Source organism: Rhodoplanes sp. Z2-YC6860 (assembly GCF_001579845.1).
Lineage (GTDB): Bacteria > Pseudomonadota > Alphaproteobacteria > Rhizobiales > Xanthobacteraceae > Z2-YC6860.
The window spans coordinates 8154967-8176194 of the sequence record NZ_CP007440.1 but is presented as its reverse complement, the minus strand read 5'-3'; the positions used below and the strand labels follow the sequence as shown (position 1 = coordinate 8176194).

Below are 21228 nucleotides of genomic sequence, written 5' to 3'. Positions count from 1 at the left end.
GCCAGCGTAATAGGCCCGCTGCGTATCGCCGGAATGTCGCATCAGGGAAAATACGTATCGTTGGTATCGTTGGGGCCCCGGGCGATACAAACGATACAAATCGCCGCTGCCGCGAAACATCGACGATACAAACGCCTCCCACTATGACAGGTGGGGGATGTTTGGATACCGATGACAGGTATGTCTCGCGCTGCCGGTAAGACAGCTACAAAGACCAAAGCCAAGGTCGTGAAGAACAAGACAAAAACCGCGACCAAAAGCGCCGCCAAGCCGGCCGCCGGGTCGACGCGGTCCAAGTCTGTTCAAGCCAAGCCTGTTCAAGCGAAGCGTAAACTCGCGCCCAAGCCAGTTCCGGCCGATGCCGAGCGCTATGCGCTGGCGCTGGAGTCGATCAACGAGAATCTCTACGACTGGGACATCGAGAACGACACGATCTATTTCGCGCCGGGCCTGTTCAAGATTCTCGGGCTCGACCCCGCGCAGATGCGTAAGACCAGCGATTGGACCAACCGCATCCATCCCGACGACCGGCCGCTGTTCAAATACACGCTGGCCGAACACCTGAAGGGCAAGACCCCGCGCTTCTCCATGGAGTTGCGCTACCGCGACGGCGCCGGCAATTGGCGCTGGTCGCGCCAGGCGGGCATTGCGCTGCGCAGGCCGGACGGCTGGGCTTATCGCATGGTCGGCGCCGCGGGCGACATCACCGAGGCGAAGCATCTCGACGAGGCGCTGGTCGCTTCCGCCGACGTGCTCAAGGTGATGAGCCGCTCGACCTTCGAACTGCAGACCGTGCTCGACGCCGTGGTGGCTGCTGCCGTGCGGCTCTGCGAGGCCGACGCCGCGCTGGTGTTCCGCCGCGACGGCGATCACTACCGGCTCGCCGCCGAGAAGGGGCTCAGCCGCAAGCAGAAGGACTTCTTGCGCGACAAGCGCCTCCCACCAACCCGTGAAACCGTCCTGGGCCGCACCGTGCTGGAGCGCCGCGTCATCCATATTCCCGACATCGAGAAGGACACCGAATACAACTGGCCCGAGGTCCATAACGTCGCCGATTTCCGTGCCATCGTCGGCGTGCCGCTGCTGCGTGAGGGCGAACCGATCGGCGTCATCACGCTGACCCGTGACGTCGGCCGGCCGTTCAGCGCGCGCCAGCTCGAGCTGATCTCGACCTTCGCCGACCAGGCCGTGATCGCGATCGAGACGGTGCGGCTGTTCGAACAGGTGCAGGAGCACACGCGCGAGACCGAGCGCACCCGCGAAATCCTCGCCACCATGATCGACAACATGGACGACGGCATCGCGCTGATGACGCCCGAGGGCGACGATGTGCGCGTGCATTTCGTCAACGATCGGATGATGGAATTCCAGAACTATCCGGCCGACGTGGTTTATCCGGGATGCCTGCTCAGCGATATCCGGCGCTTCCAAGCGAAGCGCGGCGATTTCGGCCCGCTCGACGACATCGAGGCCAAGGTCCGGCACGAGGTCGCGCACATGCGCATGCCGGAGGTGCACTTCGAGCGCCGCTCCGCCAGCGGCCACTATATCGAGGTCAACTACAAGACGCTCGCCAACGGCACCATCATCAGCATCCACCGCGACATCACGGCGCTGAAAGAGCGCGAGCAGTCGCTCGCTGCCGCGAAGGAAGCCGCAGAGGCGGCGCGCACCGACGCCGAAAGCACGCGGCGCGTGATGCAGATCGTGCTCGACAACATGAACGAGGGTGTCCAGCTCTTCGACAAGGATTTCAAGGTCGAGTTCGTCAACCGTCAGCTGCTCGACTATTTCGAATATCCGCCGGAGGTCGGCGGGCCGGGCGCGACAGGCTTCGACGGGCTGCGCTTCATGGCCGAGCGCGGCGACTACGGCCCCGACGTCGACGTCGAGAAGGTTGTCGCCGAGCGCGCCGCGCGCATTCGCGATCCGAAGGGCAGCAAGAACTTCCGCCGCACCGCGAACGGCCACCTGGTCGAGTTCTCGTTCAAGCCGCTGCCGGGCGGCCGGGTGCTTGCGGTCGGTCACGACATGACCGAGGTCAAGCATCGCGAAGAGGCGCTGCGGTCCGCGGCCGACATTCTCAAGCTGATCAATGACGGCCGGGTCGATCTCGACACCGTGCTGCAGCGTCTGGTCGAAGCGGCGACCAGGCTTTCGGAAGCCGACGGCACCAACATCTTCCAGCGCGACGGAGACGTGTTCCGCGTCACCGCAAGTCACGGCTATTCGCCGGAGCTGACCGATTACATGAAGCGCCAGGCCGTGAAGCCCGGCCGCAACTCGCTGTCCGGCCGCACCATCCTGGAGCGCCGGGTGGTGCACATTCCCGACGTCGGCGCCGATCCGGAATATTCATGGTCGGGTCCGCGCCAGTTCAACGAATTCAGCACCATGCTCGGCATCCCGCTGATGCGCGAGGGCACGCCCATTGGTGTTCTTGCCCTGACGCGCCACAAGTCGATGCCGTTCACGCCGGCGCAGATCGAGCTGATGTCGACGTTTGCGGATCAGGCCGTGATCGCGATCGAGACCTTGCGGCTGTTCCGCGAGGTGCGGGCGCAGACCGCCGAGATCGAGCGCACCCGCGAGGTGATGCAGACCGCGTTCGACAACATGGATGATGGCGTGGCGCTGGTCGATCGCGACATGCGCCATGTCTTCATGAGCCGGCAGCAGATCGAGGCGCGACGCCTTCCCGAGGAGCTGGTGCGCCCGGGCACCCCCGTACGCGACATCATGCTGTTCCAGGCTCGCCGCGGCGACTACGGTCCGGTCACGAGCGAACAAGACGTCCAGCGCTACGTTGCTTCGGCCTATGCGCGCATGACGACGCCGGGCGGCACCCGCTATGTGCGGGAGCAGGGCGGCCGCACCATAGAGTTCAGCTTCAAGCCGATCGCCGGCGGCAGCATCCTTGGAGGCTTCCGCGACATCACCGAGCTGCGCCATCGCGAGGAGGCGCTGGCCCAGGCCAAGGAGGACGTCGAGCGCACCAAGGCCGCGATGCAGACCGTGCTCGACAACATGAATGACGGCGTCATTCTGATCGACAAGGATTTCAACTTCGTCTTCGGCAACAACCAGTTTCGCGAAAAGCTGCGCCTGTCCGATGACGTGACCCAGGCCGGCTTGTCGGTGGAAGAGATCATCCGCTTCCAGGCCATGCGCGGCGACTTCGGCCCGCTCGATGACGTCGAGCGGACCGTGAAGGAGCGGCGTGCTTACATGCTGACCGAGGGCGGCATTCGCTACGACCGCAAGACGGTGAGCGGCCGCCATATCGAGTTCGTTTATCTGCCGCTTGCCGATGGCGGCTTGCTCGGCATGCACCGCGACATCACAGAGCTCAAGGATCGCGAGGACGCCGTCGAACAGGCGCGCAGCCTTCTTGGTTCGGTGCTCGACAATATGAGCGACGGCGTCACGCTGTTCGATCCGAACTATATCGTGAAGTTCACAAACCCCAGTCTTGTCGACTTCATCAAGCTTCCGCCGGAGTTGGCGCAGCCTGGCGTCTCGTTGCTCGACATCTTGCGTTTTCAGGGCAGGCGCGGCGATTTCGGCCCGTTCGAGCAGGCCGACGATGCGGTGCGGAAGCGTTACGAATTCATCACCAAGCCCGGCGGCGCCTATTTCGAGCGTCGCACCGCCGAAGGCAAGCATCTCGAATTCCGCTTCATCCCGCTGCGCGACGGCGACACCATCGCACTGACCCGCGATATCACCGAGTTGAAGGATCGCGAGGAGGCGTTGGCGGCGTCGAAGGAAGCCGCCGAGATCGCACGCGACGAGGTCGAGCGTACCCATCAGACCATGCAGACGGTGTTCGACAATCTGGTCGACGGCGTGTCGCTGTTCGACAAGGACTTCCGCTGGGTGTTTTCCAACCGCCATCACCGCGAGTTGCACGGCTATACGCCGGACCTGATCCAGCCGGGCGATTCCGGCATGAAGCTCATCCGTCATATGGTCACGCGCGGCGAATACGGGCCGGACGGCGACATCGACAAGATCGTCGCCGACGTCGCGGGACGCATGCGTAAACCGGGCGGCAACCGCTATGAGCGCCGCACCTATGGCGGCCGCTACATCGAATACATCTTCCGCGAGCTCGAGGACGGCGGCCTGCTCGGCGTCTATCATGACATCACCGAGTTGCGTGAGCGCGAGGCGGCGCTCGCCACGGCCAAGGAGGCCGCCGAGAACGCGCGCGTCGAGGCCGAGGCCGCCAACCAGGCCAAGTCGACTTTTCTCGCCACCATGAGCCACGAGATCCGCACGCCGATGAACGGCGTGCTCGGCATGCTCGAGGTGCTGGAGCATCAAGGCCTCGACGATTCGCAGCGAAAGAGCGTCGGAACGATGCGCGATTCGGCGAATGCGCTTCTGCGGATCATCGACGACCTGCTCGACTTCTCGAAGATCGAAGCCGGCCGTCTCGAACTGGAAGAGACCGCCTTCTCGCTGTCAGGCCTGATCGATGGCGCCATCGACACCTTCCGGCCGCAGGCGGCCGGCAAGGGGCTGACGCTCGACTCCTTCATCGAAGCCGGCTCGAACGATGCGCTCGTTGGTGATCCCACCCGCGTGCGCCAGATCTTGTTCAATCTCGTCAGCAATGCGCTCAAGTTCACCCAACGTGGCGGCGTCCGCGTGCGCGGCGGCACGAAACCTCTCGGCCATGGCGCAACGCGCGTGACACTGTCAGTGACAGACACCGGCATCGGCCTGAGCGCAGAGCAGCGGGCCAGGCTGTTCCAGCCGTTCGCCCAGGCCGACTCGTCGACGACGCGGAAATTCGGCGGCACGGGCTTGGGCCTCTCCATTGTGCGGCGCTTGTCCGAGCTGATGGATGGCACGGTCGAGATCGACAGCGCGGCGGGCAAGGGCTCGACCTTCACGGTGTCGCTGACCTTGAAGGCCGCGCCGGCGGACTCGCCGCTCGCCACACTGCTGCGCCCGGAGGGTGGCGCGAAGGACGGCATGGCACAGAAGCGCGAGCATTTCCGCGTGCTGGTGGTCGACGATCATCCGGTCAACCGCGAGGTGCTGGTGCGCCAGCTCGACCTGCTCGGGATCGAGGCGGACAGCGTCAATGACGGTGTCGAGGCCTTGGAGGCCTGGGCGGCAGGCCGCTACAACGCGGTGCTGGCCGACATCCACATGCCGCGCATGGACGGTTATGAGCTCAGTCAACGCATCCGCGAGGCAGAGAGGAACGGCACGCGTCCCGGCCAAACACCGATCGTCGCCGTGACAGCCAATGCGTTGAAGGGCGAGGAGGAGCGCTGCATCGAGGCCGGCATGGATGCCTATCTGGTCAAGCCGGTGAACATCGATCGGTTGCGCGCCACGCTGGAGCGTTGGCTCTCGGTCGGCGGCGGCAAGGGGCATGCGGCCGCGGGCAACGGTGAGGCGGGCAGCGCGATCGATCGGAGCGTGCTCGGTGCCTGGCTCGGCGATGACCAGGCGGCGATCGATCAGCTGTTGCGCAAGTTCGAAGACACGGCCGCTGACACCCAGCGCGAGATCGACAGCGCCTCGCGCAACAACAATCTCGCGCAGCTTGCGGCCGCCGCGCACAAGCTGAAAGGGGCCGCGCAGGCGATCGGCGCCAAGGGTGTCGGGCAGGCCGCTGCCGCGCTCGAACAGGCCGGCAAGGCCGGCGATCGTGCACGGGCGCGCGACGGACTCGGGCCGCTGGCGGTGGAGTTGCGGCGGGCATTGGCCGAGATCAGCGTGTCGCGGCGCTAGCGAGAGACTAATTCAGCTTGATGTTGGCGACCTTGATCACCTTCGCCCAGCGCTCGGTGTCCTCGGCCATAAACCGCCCAAAGTCGGCGGCCGTGCCGCCGGGCACCACGCCGCCCATGTCAATGACGCGCTGCTTGATGTTGGGTTGGGCGAGCGCGTCGCTGGCATGCTTGTGGAGCAGCGCAACGATCTCGGCCGGTACGTCTTTTGGCGCAACCAGACCGCTCCAGCCGATGGCCATGTAACCAGGCAGGAGGTCCGATAAAGGCTTCACGTCCGGCAGCGCGTCGAGCTTCATGTCGAGCGTCACCGCGATCGCGCGTACCGAGCCGGCCTTGCAATATTCCATTGCCGAGCCTGTGGTGGCGATGACCATCTGGCAGTGCCCGGCGATGAGATCTGTCATCGCCGGCGCCTCGCCGCGATAAGGAACGTGCGTGAGCTTGATCCCTGCCATCATCTGAAGAAGCTCGCCGCCGAGATGGCCAGTCGAGCCGATGCCGCCGGAACCCATATTGATCTTGCCCGGGTTGGCCTTGGCAAGCGCGATGAACTCTGCCGCCGTCTTCGCCGGCACCGACGGATGAACCATCATCAGACACGGCGAGGTCATCGTATTCACGATCGGGACGAAGTCGCTCATGAAGACGTAGTTCAAGTTCTCGTAGAGCGAGTTGTTGATGGCGTTGACCGAGTTCGCCATGAACAACGTGTAACCGTCGGGCGGCGCATGCGCCGCCATCTCGGTGCCGATGTTGTTGCCCCCGCCTGGCCGGTTCTCGACGAAGAACGATTGGCCCAACTTGTCGCTGAGATATTGCGCCACCAACCGCCCGATGATGTCGGTCGAGCCGCCGGCCGATGTCGCGACCAGGACGCGGACCGGACGCGACGGATAAGTGTCGGCGAAGGCGAGCCGCGACACTGCAGGCAGTGCAGCGAGGCCGGCGGAAAGGCGTAGAACGTCTCGGCGCAAGATGCTCATCGGCATTCTTCAAAGAATGAAAATGATTCAAGCGAACCACGGCAGGACCAAGCTTAACTCTGGCGCCCCGCAGGGAACAAGCTGTGGTCCTTCAAAAATTCGATCATGTAGCGGTCGAACAGCCACGGTTGCTCCATCTGGCAGGCATGGCCCGCGCCATGAAGAATCCGCATCGCACAATTGGGGATCTGCTCCTTCAGCGCGAATGCCGACTTGTGGATTCCATCCTCGCTGCCGCTCAGGATGATCGACGGGCATTTTACGCTCGAGTAGTGGTCCGCGGCGTCCGGCGCCTTGAGGGCCAGGAATTGGCGGACAATCGTGTCGAGGTCGGCCTGCGCATTGCGCTCTACGAACATGTCGGCGAAGTACATGGCCAGTGGCGTTTGGCGAAACGTCGGGCTCAAGTCCTCGAAGGTGTAATCCCAGCGATAGCCGATACCCCGGTCTGTGTATTGTTTGATGCGATGTCCCGTGAACTCCTTGCCGGGATTGTAACCGGTGCCGCACATGATCAACGCTTTGGTTTTGCTCGGCCGCGCGTGGTGCATGTAGGGGAGAATGGCGGAGCCGACCGAACAGCCGACCAGGATCGCGGGCTCCTTGGGAAATTCCGTCTCTATAGCCTCCCAGCAGCCCTCCGCCATGTCGCTCATGGTCAGGCCGTCACGCGCCTTTGGCGAACGGCCGTAGCCCGGAATGTCGATGGCGATGCAGCGAAACCAGGTGGACATATGCGCCATCTGGAAAATCCAGCACGACTGGTCCATCGGGTTGGGATGCACGAAGGCCATGACCGGCCCGGTGCGGCCCATGCGCTCGTAATACAACGGTCCGTCGATGTGGCCGGCCATGCAGCGGTTCTCCCAGCTTTGCAAAGTCGACTGATGGTAGCGAGGAGCGTGGCCGGCGTCTCTGGTGGATGCGAGCGGAACGCAGCGGCCAACCCAGTCGTGATGTCCCAAGCCGGCAACTCATATCGACCGGCTCCGGCACGCCGGGCAGACCGGTCATTTGCGATCGGCAGTGGCGCAGTCAATCAGATCATCGAGTGCTGAGCGGCAATGACACTGCGTTTGTTGTGATAGCGCGGGACGCTACCCAGCGATGTCAACGCCGGCCAATCGCAGCCGTCACTTCCCCGCGCGGTTGAAGGCCATCTTCACCGCGATCACGTAAGTCGCCTTTGGCGTCATCGTGACCGACATGCGGTTGGCCGTGGTGGTCACCGCGAGGTCCGACGTGAAGCTGTCGCCGCTTGCGATTGCCGCGATGTGGTTGCCTTGCACGCGGCCGGAGATCTGGCCGGACACCTTGTACGCGGCCTCGCTCCAGGTGCCGGAAAGTTGCCCGCGCCGCTCGACCACGTTGCTGGTCAGCTCGAATTTGTAGTTGTCGCTGGCGCAGCGGATGCTGAGCGCGAGACTGTTGTTGGCGGCGCCGTAATTGTAGTTGGCGCGGCAGCGCAGGTTTTCCTTGATCTCGCCGGTCAGCTCGATGGTGCCGCCGCCTGTCCAGGTGCCGGCCATCGTGGCAAACGGATGCTCGGGCTTGGGCAGCGAAGCCTGCTGCACGGGCGGAGTCGGATTCTTCAGCATCTCGACCGGCGCTTCAGCCGGCTCGGCCTGTGCTGCAGACGCAAATGCTGAAATGAAAACAAAAGCGGCCAAGCCGCGCTTCAAGCTGCAAAGAATGCTGGTGTTCATTGTCACGCCTCTACTTTTGCCCCTCTCATGACATTCATTGGTCGTGCGGCAAGGCGGCCGGGTTCATGCCTCTGCCGGCGATAATGGTAATAGAATGCCGCCTAATCCTTTGGCGGCACGAACATATAACCCACCCCTCGCACCGTGCGAATGGAATCCGGGTGCGCTGGATCGGCCTCGATCTTTTTGCGCAGCCGCGTGATTCGGAGGTCGATGGCGCGATCGAAGGCTTCCATCTCGCGGTGGGCCGCCGATTCCAGGAGCCAGTCGCGCTGCAGCGGCCGGTTGGGGTTTTCGGCGAACAGCTTGAGCAGGTCGTATTCGCTTGCCGTCAGCGTCTCCTCGCTGCCGTCGGCGGGATCGACCAGTACGCGCTTTTCGAGGTCGAGCACCCGGCGGCCCATGCGCACCCGCGGGCCCGAGGCGGTCGGTGCGCCGGTGACTCGGCGGAGCACGCTTTTCACGCGGGCGAGCAACTCGCGCGGCTCGTAGGGTTTGCCGATGTAATCGTCGGCGCCGGTCTCGAGGCCGACCACGCGGTCCACGGTATCGGACGACGCCGTCACCATGATGATGCCGATGCGGCCGCTGCGCTCGCGAAGCCAGCGCGCCAGCGCGAAGCCGTCCTCGCCGGGCAGGCCCACGTCGAGCAGCACCAGCGCCGGCGGTTCGCGCTCGACAAGCCTGCGCAGCGCCACGCCCCCGTCGGCGCTGCTGACGCGGAAGTTCTGCTTGTCGAGATAGTCGCAGAGGAGCTGACGCTGGGTCGCCTCGTCCTCCACCACGACGATATGCGGACGGTGATCCATGGCCCCCGACGGATCTACTCCGAACTCAACGAAAGTGCCGGCCCGCTCAGCTTACTTCAAAGCGTCCGCGCCGGCGCGGGCAATCTGCGCGTCCTGCGACGACAACACGCCCGAAACGCCGATTGCGCCGACGATCTTGCCATCGACGATCAGCGGCAATCCGCCTTCCAGCGGCACGATATCCTTCAGGGCGAGAAAGCGCAGGCCGGGGCCGCCGCCGGCAATGGCGTCGTCCAGCACTTTGGACGGTCGCTTGAACATCAGCGCGGTCTTGGCTTTGCCTTGGGACAACTCGATCGAGGAGAGCTGCACGTCGTCGCGCCGGTGCAGCATCACGATGTGCCCGCCGCTGTCGATGATCGAGATCACCACGGCCCAGTTGTTCTTGGTGGCCTCACCCTCGGCCGCCGTCATCGCCTTGCGGGCATTCTCAAGGCCGATCGCCGGCCCGTACGGCGGCGGCGGGGTCTGCGCCTTGGCCGGCATCACCGCCAGCAGCGCCAACACACCAGCGCACACGAACATCTTCAGCCTGATCATGGGTCCTCCACCCGAATCCATCGGGGCGCAGCATAAGTGTCTCTGGTCGCGAGGGAAACAGTCCGTGGATGCCGCAGTGCCTCGGTTGTGAAGGAGTCGACGGTCGGGATGGCCGGAATGTGACGCGATCGGGATGCTTTCGGCCCATGCCGAAGGCGGCAATCGGGCCTATATTTTCGCCAACGATTGCGGAGAACGAAGCATGTTCATGTTCAAGAAGTCCCTCGACATTCCGACCAAAGCCGAGGCTTTGCCGGGCCGGTCGACCCCGATCCGCACCGCGTCCAACCACTTCGTCAACGGCCATCCGCTGAAGGGGCCGTACCCGGCGGGCACCGAGACCGCAATCTTCGGCATGGGCTGCTTCTGGGGCGCCGAGCGCAAGTTCTGGGAGCTGCCCGAGGGCGTCACTGTCACCGCGGTGGGCTATGCCGGCGGCCACACGCCGAACCCGACCTATGAGGAGGTGTGTTCGGGCCGCACCGGGCACAACGAGGTGGTGCTCGTGGCCTATGACCCCAAGACGATCTCCTACGAGACGCTGCTCAAGACCTTCTGGGAGAACCACGATCCGACCCAGGGCATGCGCCAGGGCAACGACGTCGGCACCCAGTATCGCTCCGGCATCTATACGACCTCGCCGGCGCAGAAGAAGGCCGCCGAGGATTCGAAGGCGATGTTCGGAAAGGCGCTCGCCACCAAGGACTACGGCGTGATCACGACCGAGATCCTCGACGCGCCGGAGTTCTACTTTGCCGAGGACTATCACCAGCAGTATCTGGCGAAGAATCCGTTCGGCTACTGCGGCCTCGGCGGCACCGGCGTGTCTTGCCCGATCGGCACCGGGGTGAAGGCGGCGGTGGCGTCGTAACGGACTCGTTTCATTGGCTACGGCGGGTTTTCTCCCCACCTCATCCTGAGGAGGCGCGAAGCGCCGTCTCGAAGGACGAGGTGGCCCTGCTGTTGCAACATTCCGGGCGGCCCCGTGCTTCGAGACGCATCGCTTCGCGATGCTCCTCAGCATGAGGCCGGGGTGTGCGGCGCTTCTGCTGCGGCCTGGGAAAGCACTCAGGTTGTCTTCCTGAGCATTTGCTGGCACGTCAGTGTCATGACGACACCGCCGCGCCATCCTCCGCCGTCGATGCTGCGTCAGCTGCTCGCCCATGAGGCCAGCGGCGGGTTGATCCTGATCGCGAGCGCGGTCGTGGCGCTCGTGGTGGCGAATTCCAGCGCGGCAAGCCTCTACGAAACGGTGCTGGCCGGAAAATTCGCCGGCCTGAGCGTGCTGCACTGGATCAATGACGCGCTGATGGCGCTGTTTTTCGTCATGGTCGGCCTCGAGATCAAACGCGAACTGCTCGACGGCCAGCTTTCAACCTGGTCGCATCGAATATTGCCGGGAATCGCAGCGGTCGGCGGTATGATCGCCCCGGCGCTGGTCTATCTCGCATTCAACTCCTCGGCTGCCAGCGCGCGTGGCTGGGCGATTCCGTCGGCGACCGACATCGCCTTTTCGCTCGGTGTGCTGGCGCTGCTCGGCTCCCGCGTGCCGGTGCAGATCAAGGTGTTTCTCACCGCGCTCGCGATCATCGACGACCTTGGCGCCATCGTCATCATCGCGCTGTTCTACGGCCACGATCTTGCGCCGATGATGCTGCTGCTCGCCGCGATCACGTTCGCGGCGCTGCTAGCGCTCAACCGCGTGGGCGTGCTGCGGCTTGTGTTCTATATCCCGCTCGGTTTGCTGCTCTGGTTTTTCGTGCTGAAATCCGGCATCCACGCCACCATTGCCGGCGTCCTGTTCGCCATCACGATTCCATTGGAGCGCTCGCCCGGGCATCCCGACGATGCGCATTCGCCGTTGCATCGCATGGAGCACGCGCTGCATCCTTATGTCGCGTTCCTGATTCTGCCGGTGTTCGGCTTCGCCAATGCCGGCGTCTCGCTGACAGGCCTGGGTTTGGCCGATCTCATGAAGCCGGTGACCTTGGGCTGTCTGCTCGGGCTGTTCGTCGGCAAGCAGATCGGCGTGTTCGGCTTCACGTTTCTCGCTGTGAAGTTCGGCGTCGCGCGCAAGCCCGCTGGTACGAGCTGGGTGCAGCTCTACGGCATTGCGCTCCTCTGCGGCATCGGCTTCACGATGAGCCTGTTCATCGGGCTTCTGGCCTTTGGCGAAGCGGGACCGCTTCAAGACCAGACCAAGATCGGCGTTTTGGCCGGCTCCGTGATCTCGGCGCTGGCCGGCTGGGCGGTGCTGCGGTTCGGAACTGTGTCTTTCGATAAAGCACTGAAATCGCAGGGATAAGAGTTCCTTAACCATAATAGGGCGTTAATGCGGCCTGATCCTTTTGCTGGATTCGCATGCGCCTGCGTTTGGTCCACGTCGTACCGTTTCTTGCTCTCGCCGTTTCGGCCTGTGCGGGCCCGCGCGCGCACACCGTGGCGCTGCAGCCCACCCCGATCGAGGCTTCCGATCTCGACGCGCGAATGTATGGCGCGCCGCAGCCGCAATCTTACGCGGTGCGGCAGGCGACCCGCGCGGTGCCGGTCACGGCGATGATGGAAGACGGGCCCTACAAGCTCGACAGCGGCGACCGGCTCCGCATCGTGGTGTTCGGCCAGGACACGCTCAGCAACAACTACACGGTCGACGCCCAGGGCCACATCAACATGCCGCTCATCGGCAGTGTGCCGGCGCGCGGCTCGACCACCGCGCAACTGTCGGGGGCGATCACCAGCCGCCTGAAACAGAGCTTCATCCGCGATCCGAGCGTCGCGGTCGATGTCGAAACCTACCGGCCGTTCTTCGTGCTCGGCGAGGTCACCTTCCCGGGGCAGTATCCTTACGTGCCCAACATGACGGTCGAGAACGCCATTGCGATCGCCGGCGGCTTCACGCCACGCGCCTACAAGGACACGGTCAAGGTGACGCGGCAGGTCCAGGGCTCGGAGACCCGCTACGAACTGCAACCGCCTATGCCGGTGCGGCCGGGTGACACCATCACGGTGACCGAACGCTGGTTCTGATTTCCCTTCGTTTGCTCTAAGATGAGCCGTCCAAGGGAATGCGCGAACCAGGGGAGGCTGCGTGATGCAGGCCGTTCGCTTCATTGCATTGGTGCTGGGCTTGGTTTGTGGCCCGCTGCTCGGCGTAGCTTCGGCAGTCGAGAAATTTCCAAACCGTCCGATCAAGTTCGTCGTCGGCTTTCTCGCCGGCGGGCCGAACGACATCGTGGCCCGCGTGTTCTGCGAATGGCTGCAGCAGCATCTCGGCCAGCCTTGCGTGGTCGAGAACCGCGCCGGGCAAGGCGGCATGATCGCCGCGAAGGCGGTGATGGAGTCGCCGGCCGACGGCTACACCATCATGTTCGTCGCGCCGAACAACGCCATCGGCCAGACGCTCTACAAGAGCCTGCCGTTCAACTTCGTGCGCGACACCACACCGATCGCCGGTATCGCGCAGCTCACCAACATCATGGTGGTGCCACCGGACCTTCCGGTGAAGACCGTCGCCGATTTCATCGCCTATGCCAAAGCCAATCCCGGCAAGGTCACGCAGGCGTCGTCCGGCAACGGCACCTCGGTGCACATGTCGGGCGAGCTGTTCAAGATGATGACGCACCTCGACATCCTGCACGTGCCCTATCGCGGTTCGTCGGCGATCTATCCCGACCTGATGACCGGCAAGGTCCATGTGCTGTTCGACAACCTGCCGGGCTCGGTCGAATTCGTGAAGACCGGCAAGCTGCGCGCGCTGGGCGTCACGACCGCCAAGCGCTCCGAAGTGTTCCCCGATCTGCCGGCCATCGGCGAGACGGTGCCGGGCTATGAGGCAAGCGTGTTCTATGGGGTGTCCGGCCCGAAGGGCATTCCGGCCGACGTGGTCGAGGTGCTGAACAAGGCGTTCAACGCGGCGCTTGCCGATCCGAAGATGCAGCAGCGTGTCAAGGAACTCGGCGGTGAGCCGATGCCGATGGCGCCGGAGCAGTTCGGCAAGCTTGTCAGCGACGAGACCGAGAAGTGGGGCAAGGTGGTCAAGGCCGCCAACATTTCGATCGAGTAAGTGTCGCAGAAAGAAACGGCCGCGCGGTGATGCCGCGCGGCCGGATCGTTGAACGGATGTAACGCCGCTTACTTCTTCATGTGCTTGGCGAAGAATTCGGTCGTGCGCTTCCACGCAACGTCGGCGCTCCCCTTGTGGAAGCTGCCGCGCTCGTCGCAATGAAAGCCGTGGCCGGCCTCGTTGTAGACGTAGATTTCGCAATCCTGCGAACGCTTCTGTTTGATGATCTCGACGTCGGTCATCGGGATGCTGGCGTCCTTCTCGCCGAAGTGCAGCTGCACCGGGCACTTCGGCTTTTCGTCAGCGAAGGCGACGATGCGGCCGCCGTAGTAGCCAACCGCGGCGCTCAAGCCTGACAGCCGGGTCGCTGCAAGAAACGCGATGGTGCCGCCCATGCAGAAGCCGACAATGCCGAGCGGGCCAACGCTTTTCAGATCCTTCAGCGCGGCGTCCGTGTCGCGCAGCATCGCGTCCCAGTCGGGCTTGGCGACGAAGGTGCGGGACTTCTCGATTTCAGCCGGCGTGTAGCCGGACTGGTAGTCCTTCTGCGTGCGGTCGAACAGCGCCGGCGCCACGGCAACATAGCCTTCCTTGGCGAAGTCGTCGCAGACTTTGCGGATGTGCTGATTGACGCCGAAAATCTCCTGAATGACGATGATGCCGCCCTTCGGCGTGCCGGCCGGATCGGCCCGATAGGCGCCGAGCTGATGGCTGTCGGACGCGGTGAGCGTGAAATGCTTACCCAAGGGAACCTCCTACTTTTCGCACACTTCGAATTGGAACGGCTTGGCCAGAATTGCTGCCTGGCCGGTCGGGGGCCTCTGTTTAGCACGGTTGCGGCTGAAATGAATGCCGGGTGAACGGTTTGTTGTTTCTGCGAAGCCTGAACCTCCGCCTGAAGGCCTCCGACCAATCGTCGGATAGGCAAACAACGGTCCTCGAGGACGCGGTCCAAGGATCAACACAGGAGAAGTCACATGCTTCGCAAGTCCACCATGTTGGCCCTGACCGCGCTCGCGGCTCTCGGCCTCGCCATGACGAACGCCAGCGCCAAGCCCGGCGGCCCCGGTTTCGGCCCCAAGGGCCCTGGCTTCAACCCCGGCATCAACAAGCCGATCTTCAAGCCCGTGAACAAGCCGTTCATCCCGGTCAAGCCGATTTTCGTGCCGAACTGGCATAAGCCGCATCCGCATCCGATCTGGGTGCATCATCGCCCGCGCTTCTGGTATCCGCCGGTGGTGGTTGGCGGCCCGGCTGTGGTCGCTGCTCCGACCTACGCGGTGTCGCGTCCGGTCGCAGGTCCTTGCACCTGCCTGAGCAAGGAGTACACGCCGGAAGGCGCGGTGCTGTTCAAGGATCGCTGCACCAACGAGATGGCGATGAATCCTCCGCCGGCGCCGCAGCAGACCGGCGAGGCCGAAGTGCAGCAGCAGACTGCGCAATATCAGCAGCAGTATGTGCAGCCCCAGCCGCAGGCCAAGTAAGCCTCATCGCTGGTGAACGAAAAAGAGAACCCCGGCTCGCGCCGGGGTTCTTGCTATGGCGACTTGGTCAGTCCGAACGCCTCGGCCATCAGCGCGTAGGAATGCTTCCGCGCCTCGTGGTCGTAGATCATCGTCGTGATCATTACCTCGTCGGCCTTGGTTGCTTTGATCAGCGGTTCGATGTGCGCCATCACCTTGGCCTTGTCGCCGACCACCAGCCGCGCACGGTTCTGCGCGATCAGCGCGCGGTCGGAAGCCGAATATTCATAAGCCGCGGCCTCTTCGGGACTCGGGATCGGCGCATAATGGCCCTGGCGGCGGCGGGCGAAGTTGAGATCGACGGAGCTTGCGAGCCGCTCGGCCTCGGCTTGCGTGTCGGCGCAAACCACATGCAGCGCGAGGATGGCATGCGGCTGCGGCCGCTGCTCCGACGGCTTGTACTGTTCGCGATAGACCGTCATCGGACCGACCGGATCGAAGTCCGAGAAGTGATGCGCGAACGAGAAGCCCGCGCCGACATGCGCGGCGAGCTGCGCGCTGTAGCCGCTCGAGCCAAGCAGGAAGATCGGCGGCAGCGGCACATCGGCCGGCATCGCATTGACCTTGCGGAACGGATGACTTTCCGGAAAGCCGCGCTGATCGAACAGCAAGAGTTCCTGGAAGCGGTCGAGGAAATCGTCGCCGGCGGGATCGTCCTGCCGCCGCCGCAGCGCGTAGGATGTCACCGGATCGGTGCCGGGCGCGCGGCCAATGCCGAGATCGATGCGTTCCGGAAACAATCCTTCCAGAACCTTGTAGCGCTCGGCGACCTGCAGCGGCGCATGGTTCGGCAGCATCACACCGCCGGAGCCGACGCGTAGCCGCTCGGTCGCCGCCGCGATCTGGCCGATCATGATGTCGGGCGCCGAGCTCGCGATGTTCGGCATGTTGTGGTGTTCGGCGATCCAGTAACGGGAAAAGCCGAGCCGGTCGGCAAGCTTTGCAAGGTCGATGCTGTTGCGCAGCGCCTGCGGTCCGGAAATGCCGGTGGTCACGGGCGACAGGTCGAGGACGGAAAGCGGCAAGGAAGACATCGTCAACAGGTAGCGCGCCGCAGGCTCTTTTGCCATGCACTCAAGCCATGCGCGTACCGCGCAGGGCCGGGGTTGCGACTTCGTCGAGCCTAGTTCTGGCCGGTCTGAAAGTTGAACAGGCTCTCGAAGTCGTCACCCTTCGCCACGGCGTGCCGGCGCGGCTTGGCCTTGGCGGCGACATGGCGTGTCGCCCGTCGCGCGGCGGTCGGCTGCAGGGCCGCGGTCCGCTGGACAGGCTTGGAGACGGCTTTCGGCTTGGGCAACGGGATGTGGCGGACCGGCAGCTTGACGGTCCCGAGTGGAATTTCCCCGACCAGCGCCGCGACCGTGATGGGCTCGGCATCATGCTCGTGCGCCGACGCGGCACGGGCATCGGTTTCCGGCTTTGCACTCGGCGCGGCTTCGCTCTTGGGTCCAATCTCGACCTCGGGCTCCGCGGGAGCGGGGGTCGGGGAGAATGTCAGGTCGACGTTGGCGGGCTCGGGCAGCGGGATGTCGATCGAAGTCGTGGCCTGCACCGGCGCTGCCACAGCCGCCACGGCGACCGAGGGCTTGTCCCTGGTATTCGCGGGCGACGGCGAGAAGGTCAGATCGATGGTCGCCGGTTCAGGCAGTGGAATGTCGATCGTGGCGGGAGCAGTTTCGGTCGCGGGTTGTGAGGGCAGCGCTGCGACCGTGGTGGGCTCCTCCGCGGGTTCGGTCGTGTCCTGCGCAATCGGCGGCAGGATCACGAGCGGCATCAGCAGCGGCGGCGTGCGGTCGATGGCCGGAGCAGGCGCAATCGGCGCCGGCTGCGCAGCGCTCACCGCGAAGCGCAGGTCGTAGGTCACCGGCACGATGGCTGCGCCAAGGCGCTGCCGGTCTTGCTCGGTGAGCGCGGCGATCCGGATCGGCGCGGCATGAGCCGCCATCACGGGCAAGGCCTGGTTCACGCTGTTGAAGGTGGCTGCAAGGCGCAGCCCTGCGAACACGACGAGAAAGCCACAGCAGAACGTTGCCGCGAACAGCCGAAAGCTCGGGAGCATAGGTCTGGCCTAAATCCGGTTTCACACACGGAGGCTTCAATGACCTTGCTGACTATCTGAGTCGTCCTGTGGATAAAAACGGAATTTCCAAGGCGGGGCTTTCGGTTGCGCGCTGTTGCGCGAAAGACTCACCGGCCGTAGGAGCGGCTGGACGGAACCGATTGAGTTTCGGATTATCGTCAAGGGCACGAGCCTTAAGGCTGCCACCGGATCGCCGTACTGGTACTCCGGGCCGTAACTAAGGAGTTGCCGCATGGCATCGGTCAGTGATTGGAAGGTGCCAACCTCGGCGCAGCCTAAGCCCGAGGATTACGCCTACGATCTCGACGCCGCGCTGAGCGCGGTCGTCGGTGTGCGCGCCGTGGTGCCGTCGGATGCTTTCACAGCCGATACGCTCGGCACCGAGCGCGCCGGTAACGGCGTGCTGATCCGCGCCGACGGGCTGGTGCTGACCATCGGCTATCTGGTCACCGAGGCCGATACGATCTGGTTGACGCTGGTCGATGGCCGCGCCGTGCCGGGTACGGTGCTGGCTTACGACCAGTCCACCGGCTTCGGGCTCATTCAGGCCCTGGCCCGCCTCGATCTGCCGGCGCTGCCGCTCGGCACGTCGAAAAGCATATCGGTCGGCGAACGCGTGGTGGTGGGCGGCGCCGGCGGCCGGCAGAAGTCGGTTGCGGCGCGTGTCGTCGCCAAGCAGGAGTTTGCCGGGTATTGGGAGTATGTGGTCGACGAGGCGATTTTCACCTCGCCATCGCATCCCAACTGGGGCGGCACGGCGCTGATCGGCCCGAAGGGCGATCTGCTCGGCATCGGTTCGCTGCAATTGCAGGAGGGCCGCGAGCAGGGTCCGCCGGGCGACATCAATATGATCGTGCCGATCGACCTGTTGCCGCCGATCTTCGACGACCTGCTCACCCTCGGCCGGCCGAACAAGCCGCAGCGGCCATGGCTCGGGCTCTATGCCACCGCGATCGAGAACCGCATCGTGGTGGTCGGGCTTGCCAAGGATGGTCCGGCACAACGCGCCGATCTGCGCACCGGCGACGTGCTGCTGTCGATCGCAGGCTCCGAGGTGCACGATCTCGCGGGCTTCTATCGCAGGGTCTGGTCGCTCGGGCCGGCCGGCATCGAGATTCCGATGTCAGTTTACCGCGACGGCAAGACCATCGATACGCGGCTCAAGTCGGGCGACCGCAATCGCTTCCTGAAGGCGCCGAAGCTGCATTAGGCGCACAATCTCTCCCATGGTCATTCCGGGACCGCGCGGAGCGCGGGACCCGGAATCCAGACAAGCAAGACTGCCGATGCGTCTGGATTCCGGGTTCGCGCTTTCAGCGCGCTCTGGAATGACCGAGTGAAAGACCTCCAACAATTCACGCCATTGATGCCCGCTGCGCAAACATTTCATGGGCCGGCATTGCTGGCCTGCAGCGGCCGGCCAAGACGGCGCCGCGCTCAGGGTGCTAAACAAACCCTGGATTTTGCCGGGAACAAATCCAGTGACCACAACTGCTCACGCCGTATCACCATCGGCGACCGACATCGATTCCGGCTACGCCTGGACCCGACTTGCCCTGTCGCTCGCGCTCGGCACCGTCGGCGGCGTCGGCATGTGGTCTTTCGTCGTGGCGCTGCCCGCAGTGCAGGCCGACTTCGGTGTGACGCGTGGCGAAGTCTCGCTGGCCTTCACGCTGACCATGGCGGGCTTCGGCCTCGGCGGCATCCTGATGGGGCGGCTTGCTGACCGCTTCGGTGTGCTGGTGCCGGTCGTCTCCGGCGCGGTGCTGTTGGCCGCGGGTTACCTGCTGTCCGGCTCGGCGGCCAATCTCTGGCAGTTCTCGCTGGCGCAAGCGTTGATCGGGCTCGGCAGCTCCGGATCGTTCGGGCCATTGATGGCCGACATCTCGCACTGGTTCGTGCGCCGTCGCGGGCTTGCGGTCGGCATATCGTCGTCCGGCAACTATCTCTCCGGCGTGATCTGGCCTCCGCTGGTGCAGCATTTCATTTCGAGCGACGGCTGGCGCGCCACCCAGATCGGCGTTGGTATCGCCTGTCTGTGCCTGATGCTGCCGCTCGCGCTCGGCATGCGGCGCAAGTCGCCGGTGCACGCGGTTGCACAGAACGGGCACGATCCCGCAGAAGCGCGCGCGGCGCTCGGTGTCTCGTCCAACGCACTGATGATTCTGCTCTGCATCGCCGGCGTCGCGTGCTGTGTCGCCATGGCGATGCCGCAAGTGCATATCGTGGCCTACTGCGGCGATCTCGGCTATGGCCCGGCGCGCGGCGCCGAGATGCTGTCGGCGATGCTGGGCTTCGGTCTCGTCAGCCGGATCTCGTCCGGCTTCATTGCGGACCGCATCGGCGGCGTCGCCACGCTGCTGATCAGCTCGGTGCTCCAGGGCGTGGCGCTGGTGCTGTACGTGTTCTTTGATGGTTTAATTTCGCTTTACGTGATCTCGGCGCTGTTCGGCTTGTTTCAGGGCGGCATCGTGCCGATGTACGCCATTCTGGTGCGGCAGTATTTCGCCTCGCGCGAGGCCGGCGTCCGGCTCGGCGTGATTTTGATGGCGACGCTCGCCGGAATGGCGCTGGGCGGCTGGATGTCGGGCTATATCTTCGATCTGACCGGCTCGTACCAGGCCGCATTCCTCAACGGCATCGGCTGGAACCTCGGGAACGTGTCGATCACCACGTGGCTGCTGCTGCGGCGGTCGGGCCGGCGGCTCGCAACAACCTGATTACAATTCGATAAAATTGCCTCGATTCGTTTAGCGGAACCACAGCGCCTCTTCGTTAGGGTGCCAGCGCCCTGGGAAGCGTTCGTCACGGTAAACGAAGTATGTCCGAGCTGCAGATCGATAAGGCGATGGAGTCGCTCGTCGTCCTCGTTGCGGACGCCAATGCCTATACACGCCGCCTCACGCGAACCATGCTGACCAATCTCGGCGTCAAAGCGGTTTACGAGGCGGTTGACGGCATCGCAGCGCTCGATGCGATCCGCAACATCAATCCTGACGTCATGATCCTGGAGTGGAATCTCCCGGTGCTCGATGGGCCCGAAGTCATGCGCGTGGTCCGCTCGCCGGGCATCTTTCCGAAGCCGAGCCTGCCGATCATCATGCTGACCGACAGAGGCTTGCGCTCGCGCGTCACCGAGGCGATCCGGCTCGGCGTCAACGAGCTCCTGGTCAAGCCGATCTCGCCCAAGGCGTTGCAGCACCGCCTGCTCGGCATTCTGCTCAATCCGCGGCCCATGGTCCGCGCCGGCAAATACTACATTCCGATGCCGCGCCGGCGCATCGACATGAAGGAATTCATCACCGCGACCTAGAGCGGTTCACTTCTTTTCTGAATCGCTGGGGATTCCGCTGGGCTTCGAATTGTGATTCAAGCTGCTGGCTGGGTTGGAGGCCAGCAGCTCATGACCCGACCTCTGTCCAATGATCTGCGTGAGCGTGTCGTTGCGGCGGTGCGGAACGGTGAGAGCTGCCGGACGGTGGCTTCGCGGTTCGGCGTGGCGGTGTCGTCGGTGGTGAAGTGGTCTCAGCGCTATCGGACGACTGGCTCAGTGTCGCCGAGCAAGATGGGTGGATATCGCAAGCCGGTGCTCGATCCGCATCGGGCCTTCATCCTGGAGCGCATCAGACAGACCCCGCATCTGACCCTGCATGGGCTGAAGGACGAACTTGCCGCGCGTGGGGTAAAGGTCTCGCACAATGCCGTGTGGCTGTTCCTGCGGCGCGAAGACCTGCGGTTCAAAAAAAACACTGTTCGCGCTTGAAC

At 64.2% G+C, this 21228-nt stretch carries 18 protein-coding genes; 10 read left to right on the top strand and 8 right to left on the bottom strand.

Annotated elements, in window-relative coordinates:
* Positions 1–180: 180 nt before the first annotated feature.
* Complete coding sequence (locus tag RHPLAN_RS37950; RefSeq protein WP_068030210.1) at positions 181–5757, top strand: PAS-domain containing protein; 5577 nt, start codon at positions 181–183, stop codon at positions 5755–5757.
* Positions 5758–5764: 7 nt separating this feature from the next.
* On the opposite strand, the gene RHPLAN_RS37945 is transcribed toward RHPLAN_RS37950, so the two are convergent.
* The 5 genes from RHPLAN_RS37945 to RHPLAN_RS37925 all read right to left on the bottom strand — a co-directional run bounded on the left by RHPLAN_RS37945 (position 5765) and on the right by RHPLAN_RS37925 (position 9797).
* Positions 5765–6742 carry a Bug family tripartite tricarboxylate transporter substrate binding protein gene (locus RHPLAN_RS37945; protein WP_198164654.1) on the bottom strand — a complete coding sequence of 326 codons (978 nt, stop codon included), beginning with the start codon at positions 6740–6742 and terminating at the stop codon, positions 5765–5767.
* A gap of 53 nt (positions 6743–6795) precedes the next feature.
* The gene (locus RHPLAN_RS37940; RefSeq protein ID WP_068030206.1) at positions 6796–7596 is read right to left on the bottom strand and encodes an alpha/beta fold hydrolase; all 801 of its coding nucleotides are present in this window, start codon (positions 7594–7596) and stop codon (positions 6796–6798) included.
* 279 nt (positions 7597–7875) lie between these two features.
* Positions 7876–8448: a hypothetical protein gene (locus tag RHPLAN_RS37935; protein WP_068030203.1), complete on the bottom strand. Its 573-nt coding sequence runs from the start codon at positions 8446–8448 to the stop codon at positions 7876–7878.
* Between the two features lie 101 nt (positions 8449–8549).
* Positions 8550–9257 carry a response regulator gene (locus tag RHPLAN_RS37930; RefSeq protein WP_068030200.1) on the bottom strand — a complete coding sequence of 236 codons (708 nt, stop codon included), beginning with the start codon at positions 9255–9257 and terminating at the stop codon, positions 8550–8552.
* A 51-nt stretch (positions 9258–9308) separates the two neighbouring features.
* Complete coding sequence (locus tag RHPLAN_RS37925; protein ID WP_157100735.1) at positions 9309–9797, bottom strand: GlcG/HbpS family heme-binding protein; 489 nt, start codon at positions 9795–9797, stop codon at positions 9309–9311.
* 202 nt (positions 9798–9999) lie between these two features.
* Between RHPLAN_RS37925 and msrA the strand changes: the two genes are divergently transcribed.
* From msrA to RHPLAN_RS37905, 4 genes are all read left to right on the top strand, one after another.
* A complete protein-coding gene (gene msrA, locus RHPLAN_RS37920; RefSeq protein ID WP_068032523.1) occupies positions 10000–10668 on the top strand; it encodes a peptide-methionine (S)-S-oxide reductase MsrA in 669 nt (222 codons plus the stop codon).
* Positions 10669–10905: 237 nt separating this feature from the next.
* The gene (gene nhaA, locus RHPLAN_RS37915) at positions 10906–12102 is read left to right on the top strand and encodes a Na+/H+ antiporter NhaA (RefSeq protein WP_068030197.1); all 1197 of its coding nucleotides are present in this window, start codon (positions 10906–10908) and stop codon (positions 12100–12102) included.
* A gap of 56 nt (positions 12103–12158) precedes the next feature.
* Entirely contained in the window at positions 12159–12824 is a 666-nt protein-coding gene (locus RHPLAN_RS37910) for a polysaccharide biosynthesis/export family protein (RefSeq protein ID WP_068030194.1), read from the top strand.
* 64 nt (positions 12825–12888) lie between these two features.
* On the top strand, positions 12889–13860 hold the full coding sequence (locus tag RHPLAN_RS37905; protein WP_068030191.1) for a Bug family tripartite tricarboxylate transporter substrate binding protein: 972 nt from the start codon (positions 12889–12891) through the stop codon (positions 13858–13860).
* A gap of 68 nt (positions 13861–13928) precedes the next feature.
* Here the strand turns inward: RHPLAN_RS37905 and RHPLAN_RS37900 are convergent, their stop codons facing one another.
* On the bottom strand, positions 13929–14606 hold the full coding sequence (locus RHPLAN_RS37900; RefSeq protein WP_068030188.1) for a dienelactone hydrolase family protein: 678 nt from the start codon (positions 14604–14606) through the stop codon (positions 13929–13931).
* A 231-nt stretch (positions 14607–14837) separates the two neighbouring features.
* Here RHPLAN_RS37900 and RHPLAN_RS37895 point away from each other — a divergent pair, with 231 nt between their 5' ends.
* A complete protein-coding gene (locus tag RHPLAN_RS37895; protein WP_068030186.1) occupies positions 14838–15344 on the top strand; it encodes a hypothetical protein in 507 nt (168 codons plus the stop codon).
* Positions 15345–15397: 53 nt separating this feature from the next.
* On the opposite strand, the gene RHPLAN_RS37890 is transcribed toward RHPLAN_RS37895, so the two are convergent.
* Both RHPLAN_RS37890 and RHPLAN_RS37885 read right to left on the bottom strand, forming a co-directional pair.
* Positions 15398–16408, bottom strand: coding sequence for an LLM class flavin-dependent oxidoreductase (locus tag RHPLAN_RS37890; protein WP_335341048.1), 1011 nt, complete (start codon positions 16406–16408; stop codon positions 15398–15400).
* 98 nt (positions 16409–16506) lie between these two features.
* The gene (locus RHPLAN_RS37885) at positions 16507–17442 is read right to left on the bottom strand and encodes a hypothetical protein (RefSeq protein ID WP_068030177.1); all 936 of its coding nucleotides are present in this window, start codon (positions 17440–17442) and stop codon (positions 16507–16509) included.
* 253 nt (positions 17443–17695) lie between these two features.
* On the opposite strand from RHPLAN_RS37885, the gene RHPLAN_RS37880 reads away from it, so the two are divergent.
* From RHPLAN_RS37880 to RHPLAN_RS40855, 4 genes are all read left to right on the top strand, one after another.
* The gene (locus tag RHPLAN_RS37880) at positions 17696–18673 is read left to right on the top strand and encodes a S1C family serine protease (protein WP_068030176.1); all 978 of its coding nucleotides are present in this window, start codon (positions 17696–17698) and stop codon (positions 18671–18673) included.
* 271 nt (positions 18674–18944) lie between these two features.
* Complete coding sequence (locus RHPLAN_RS37875; RefSeq protein WP_068030175.1) at positions 18945–20183, top strand: MFS transporter; 1239 nt, start codon at positions 18945–18947, stop codon at positions 20181–20183.
* Positions 20184–20284: 101 nt separating this feature from the next.
* Entirely contained in the window at positions 20285–20776 is a 492-nt protein-coding gene (locus RHPLAN_RS37870) for a response regulator (protein WP_068030173.1), read from the top strand.
* Positions 20777–20827: 51 nt separating this feature from the next.
* Positions 20828–21226 (top strand): helix-turn-helix domain-containing protein, encoded by a 399-nt coding sequence (locus tag RHPLAN_RS40855; RefSeq protein ID WP_257730328.1) that lies wholly within the window; start codon positions 20828–20830, stop codon positions 21224–21226.
* Positions 21227–21228 lie beyond the last annotated feature (2 nt).

Coding starts and splice junctions, on each gene's coding strand:
- RHPLAN_RS37940 (WP_068030206.1), bottom strand. CDS start 7,596: ATGGCCGGCCACATCGACGGACCGTTGTATTACGAGCGCATGGGCCGC.
- RHPLAN_RS37905 (WP_068030191.1), top strand. CDS start 12,889: ATGCAGGCCGTTCGCTTCATTGCATTGGTGCTGGGCTTGGTTTGTGGC.
- RHPLAN_RS37895 (WP_068030186.1), top strand. CDS start 14,838: ATGCTTCGCAAGTCCACCATGTTGGCCCTGACCGCGCTCGCGGCTCTC.
- RHPLAN_RS37935 (WP_068030203.1), bottom strand. CDS start 8,448: ATGAACACCAGCATTCTTTGCAGCTTGAAGCGCGGCTTGGCCGCTTTT.
- RHPLAN_RS37880 (WP_068030176.1), top strand. CDS start 17,696: ATGGCATCGGTCAGTGATTGGAAGGTGCCAACCTCGGCGCAGCCTAAG.
- RHPLAN_RS37885 (WP_068030177.1), bottom strand. CDS start 17,442: ATGCTCCCGAGCTTTCGGCTGTTCGCGGCAACGTTCTGCTGTGGCTTT.
- msrA (WP_068032523.1), top strand. CDS start 10,000: ATGTTCATGTTCAAGAAGTCCCTCGACATTCCGACCAAAGCCGAGGCT.
- RHPLAN_RS37950 (WP_068030210.1), top strand. CDS start 181: ATGTCTCGCGCTGCCGGTAAGACAGCTACAAAGACCAAAGCCAAGGTC.
- nhaA (WP_068030197.1), top strand. CDS start 10,906: ATGACGACACCGCCGCGCCATCCTCCGCCGTCGATGCTGCGTCAGCTG.
- RHPLAN_RS37925 (WP_157100735.1), bottom strand. CDS start 9,797: ATGATCAGGCTGAAGATGTTCGTGTGCGCTGGTGTGTTGGCGCTGCTG.
- RHPLAN_RS37945 (WP_198164654.1), bottom strand. CDS start 6,742: ATGAGCATCTTGCGCCGAGACGTTCTACGCCTTTCCGCCGGCCTCGCT.
- RHPLAN_RS37870 (WP_068030173.1), top strand. CDS start 20,285: ATGTCCGAGCTGCAGATCGATAAGGCGATGGAGTCGCTCGTCGTCCTC.
- RHPLAN_RS37930 (WP_068030200.1), bottom strand. CDS start 9,257: ATGGATCACCGTCCGCATATCGTCGTGGTGGAGGACGAGGCGACCCAG.
- RHPLAN_RS37910 (WP_068030194.1), top strand. CDS start 12,159: ATGCGCCTGCGTTTGGTCCACGTCGTACCGTTTCTTGCTCTCGCCGTT.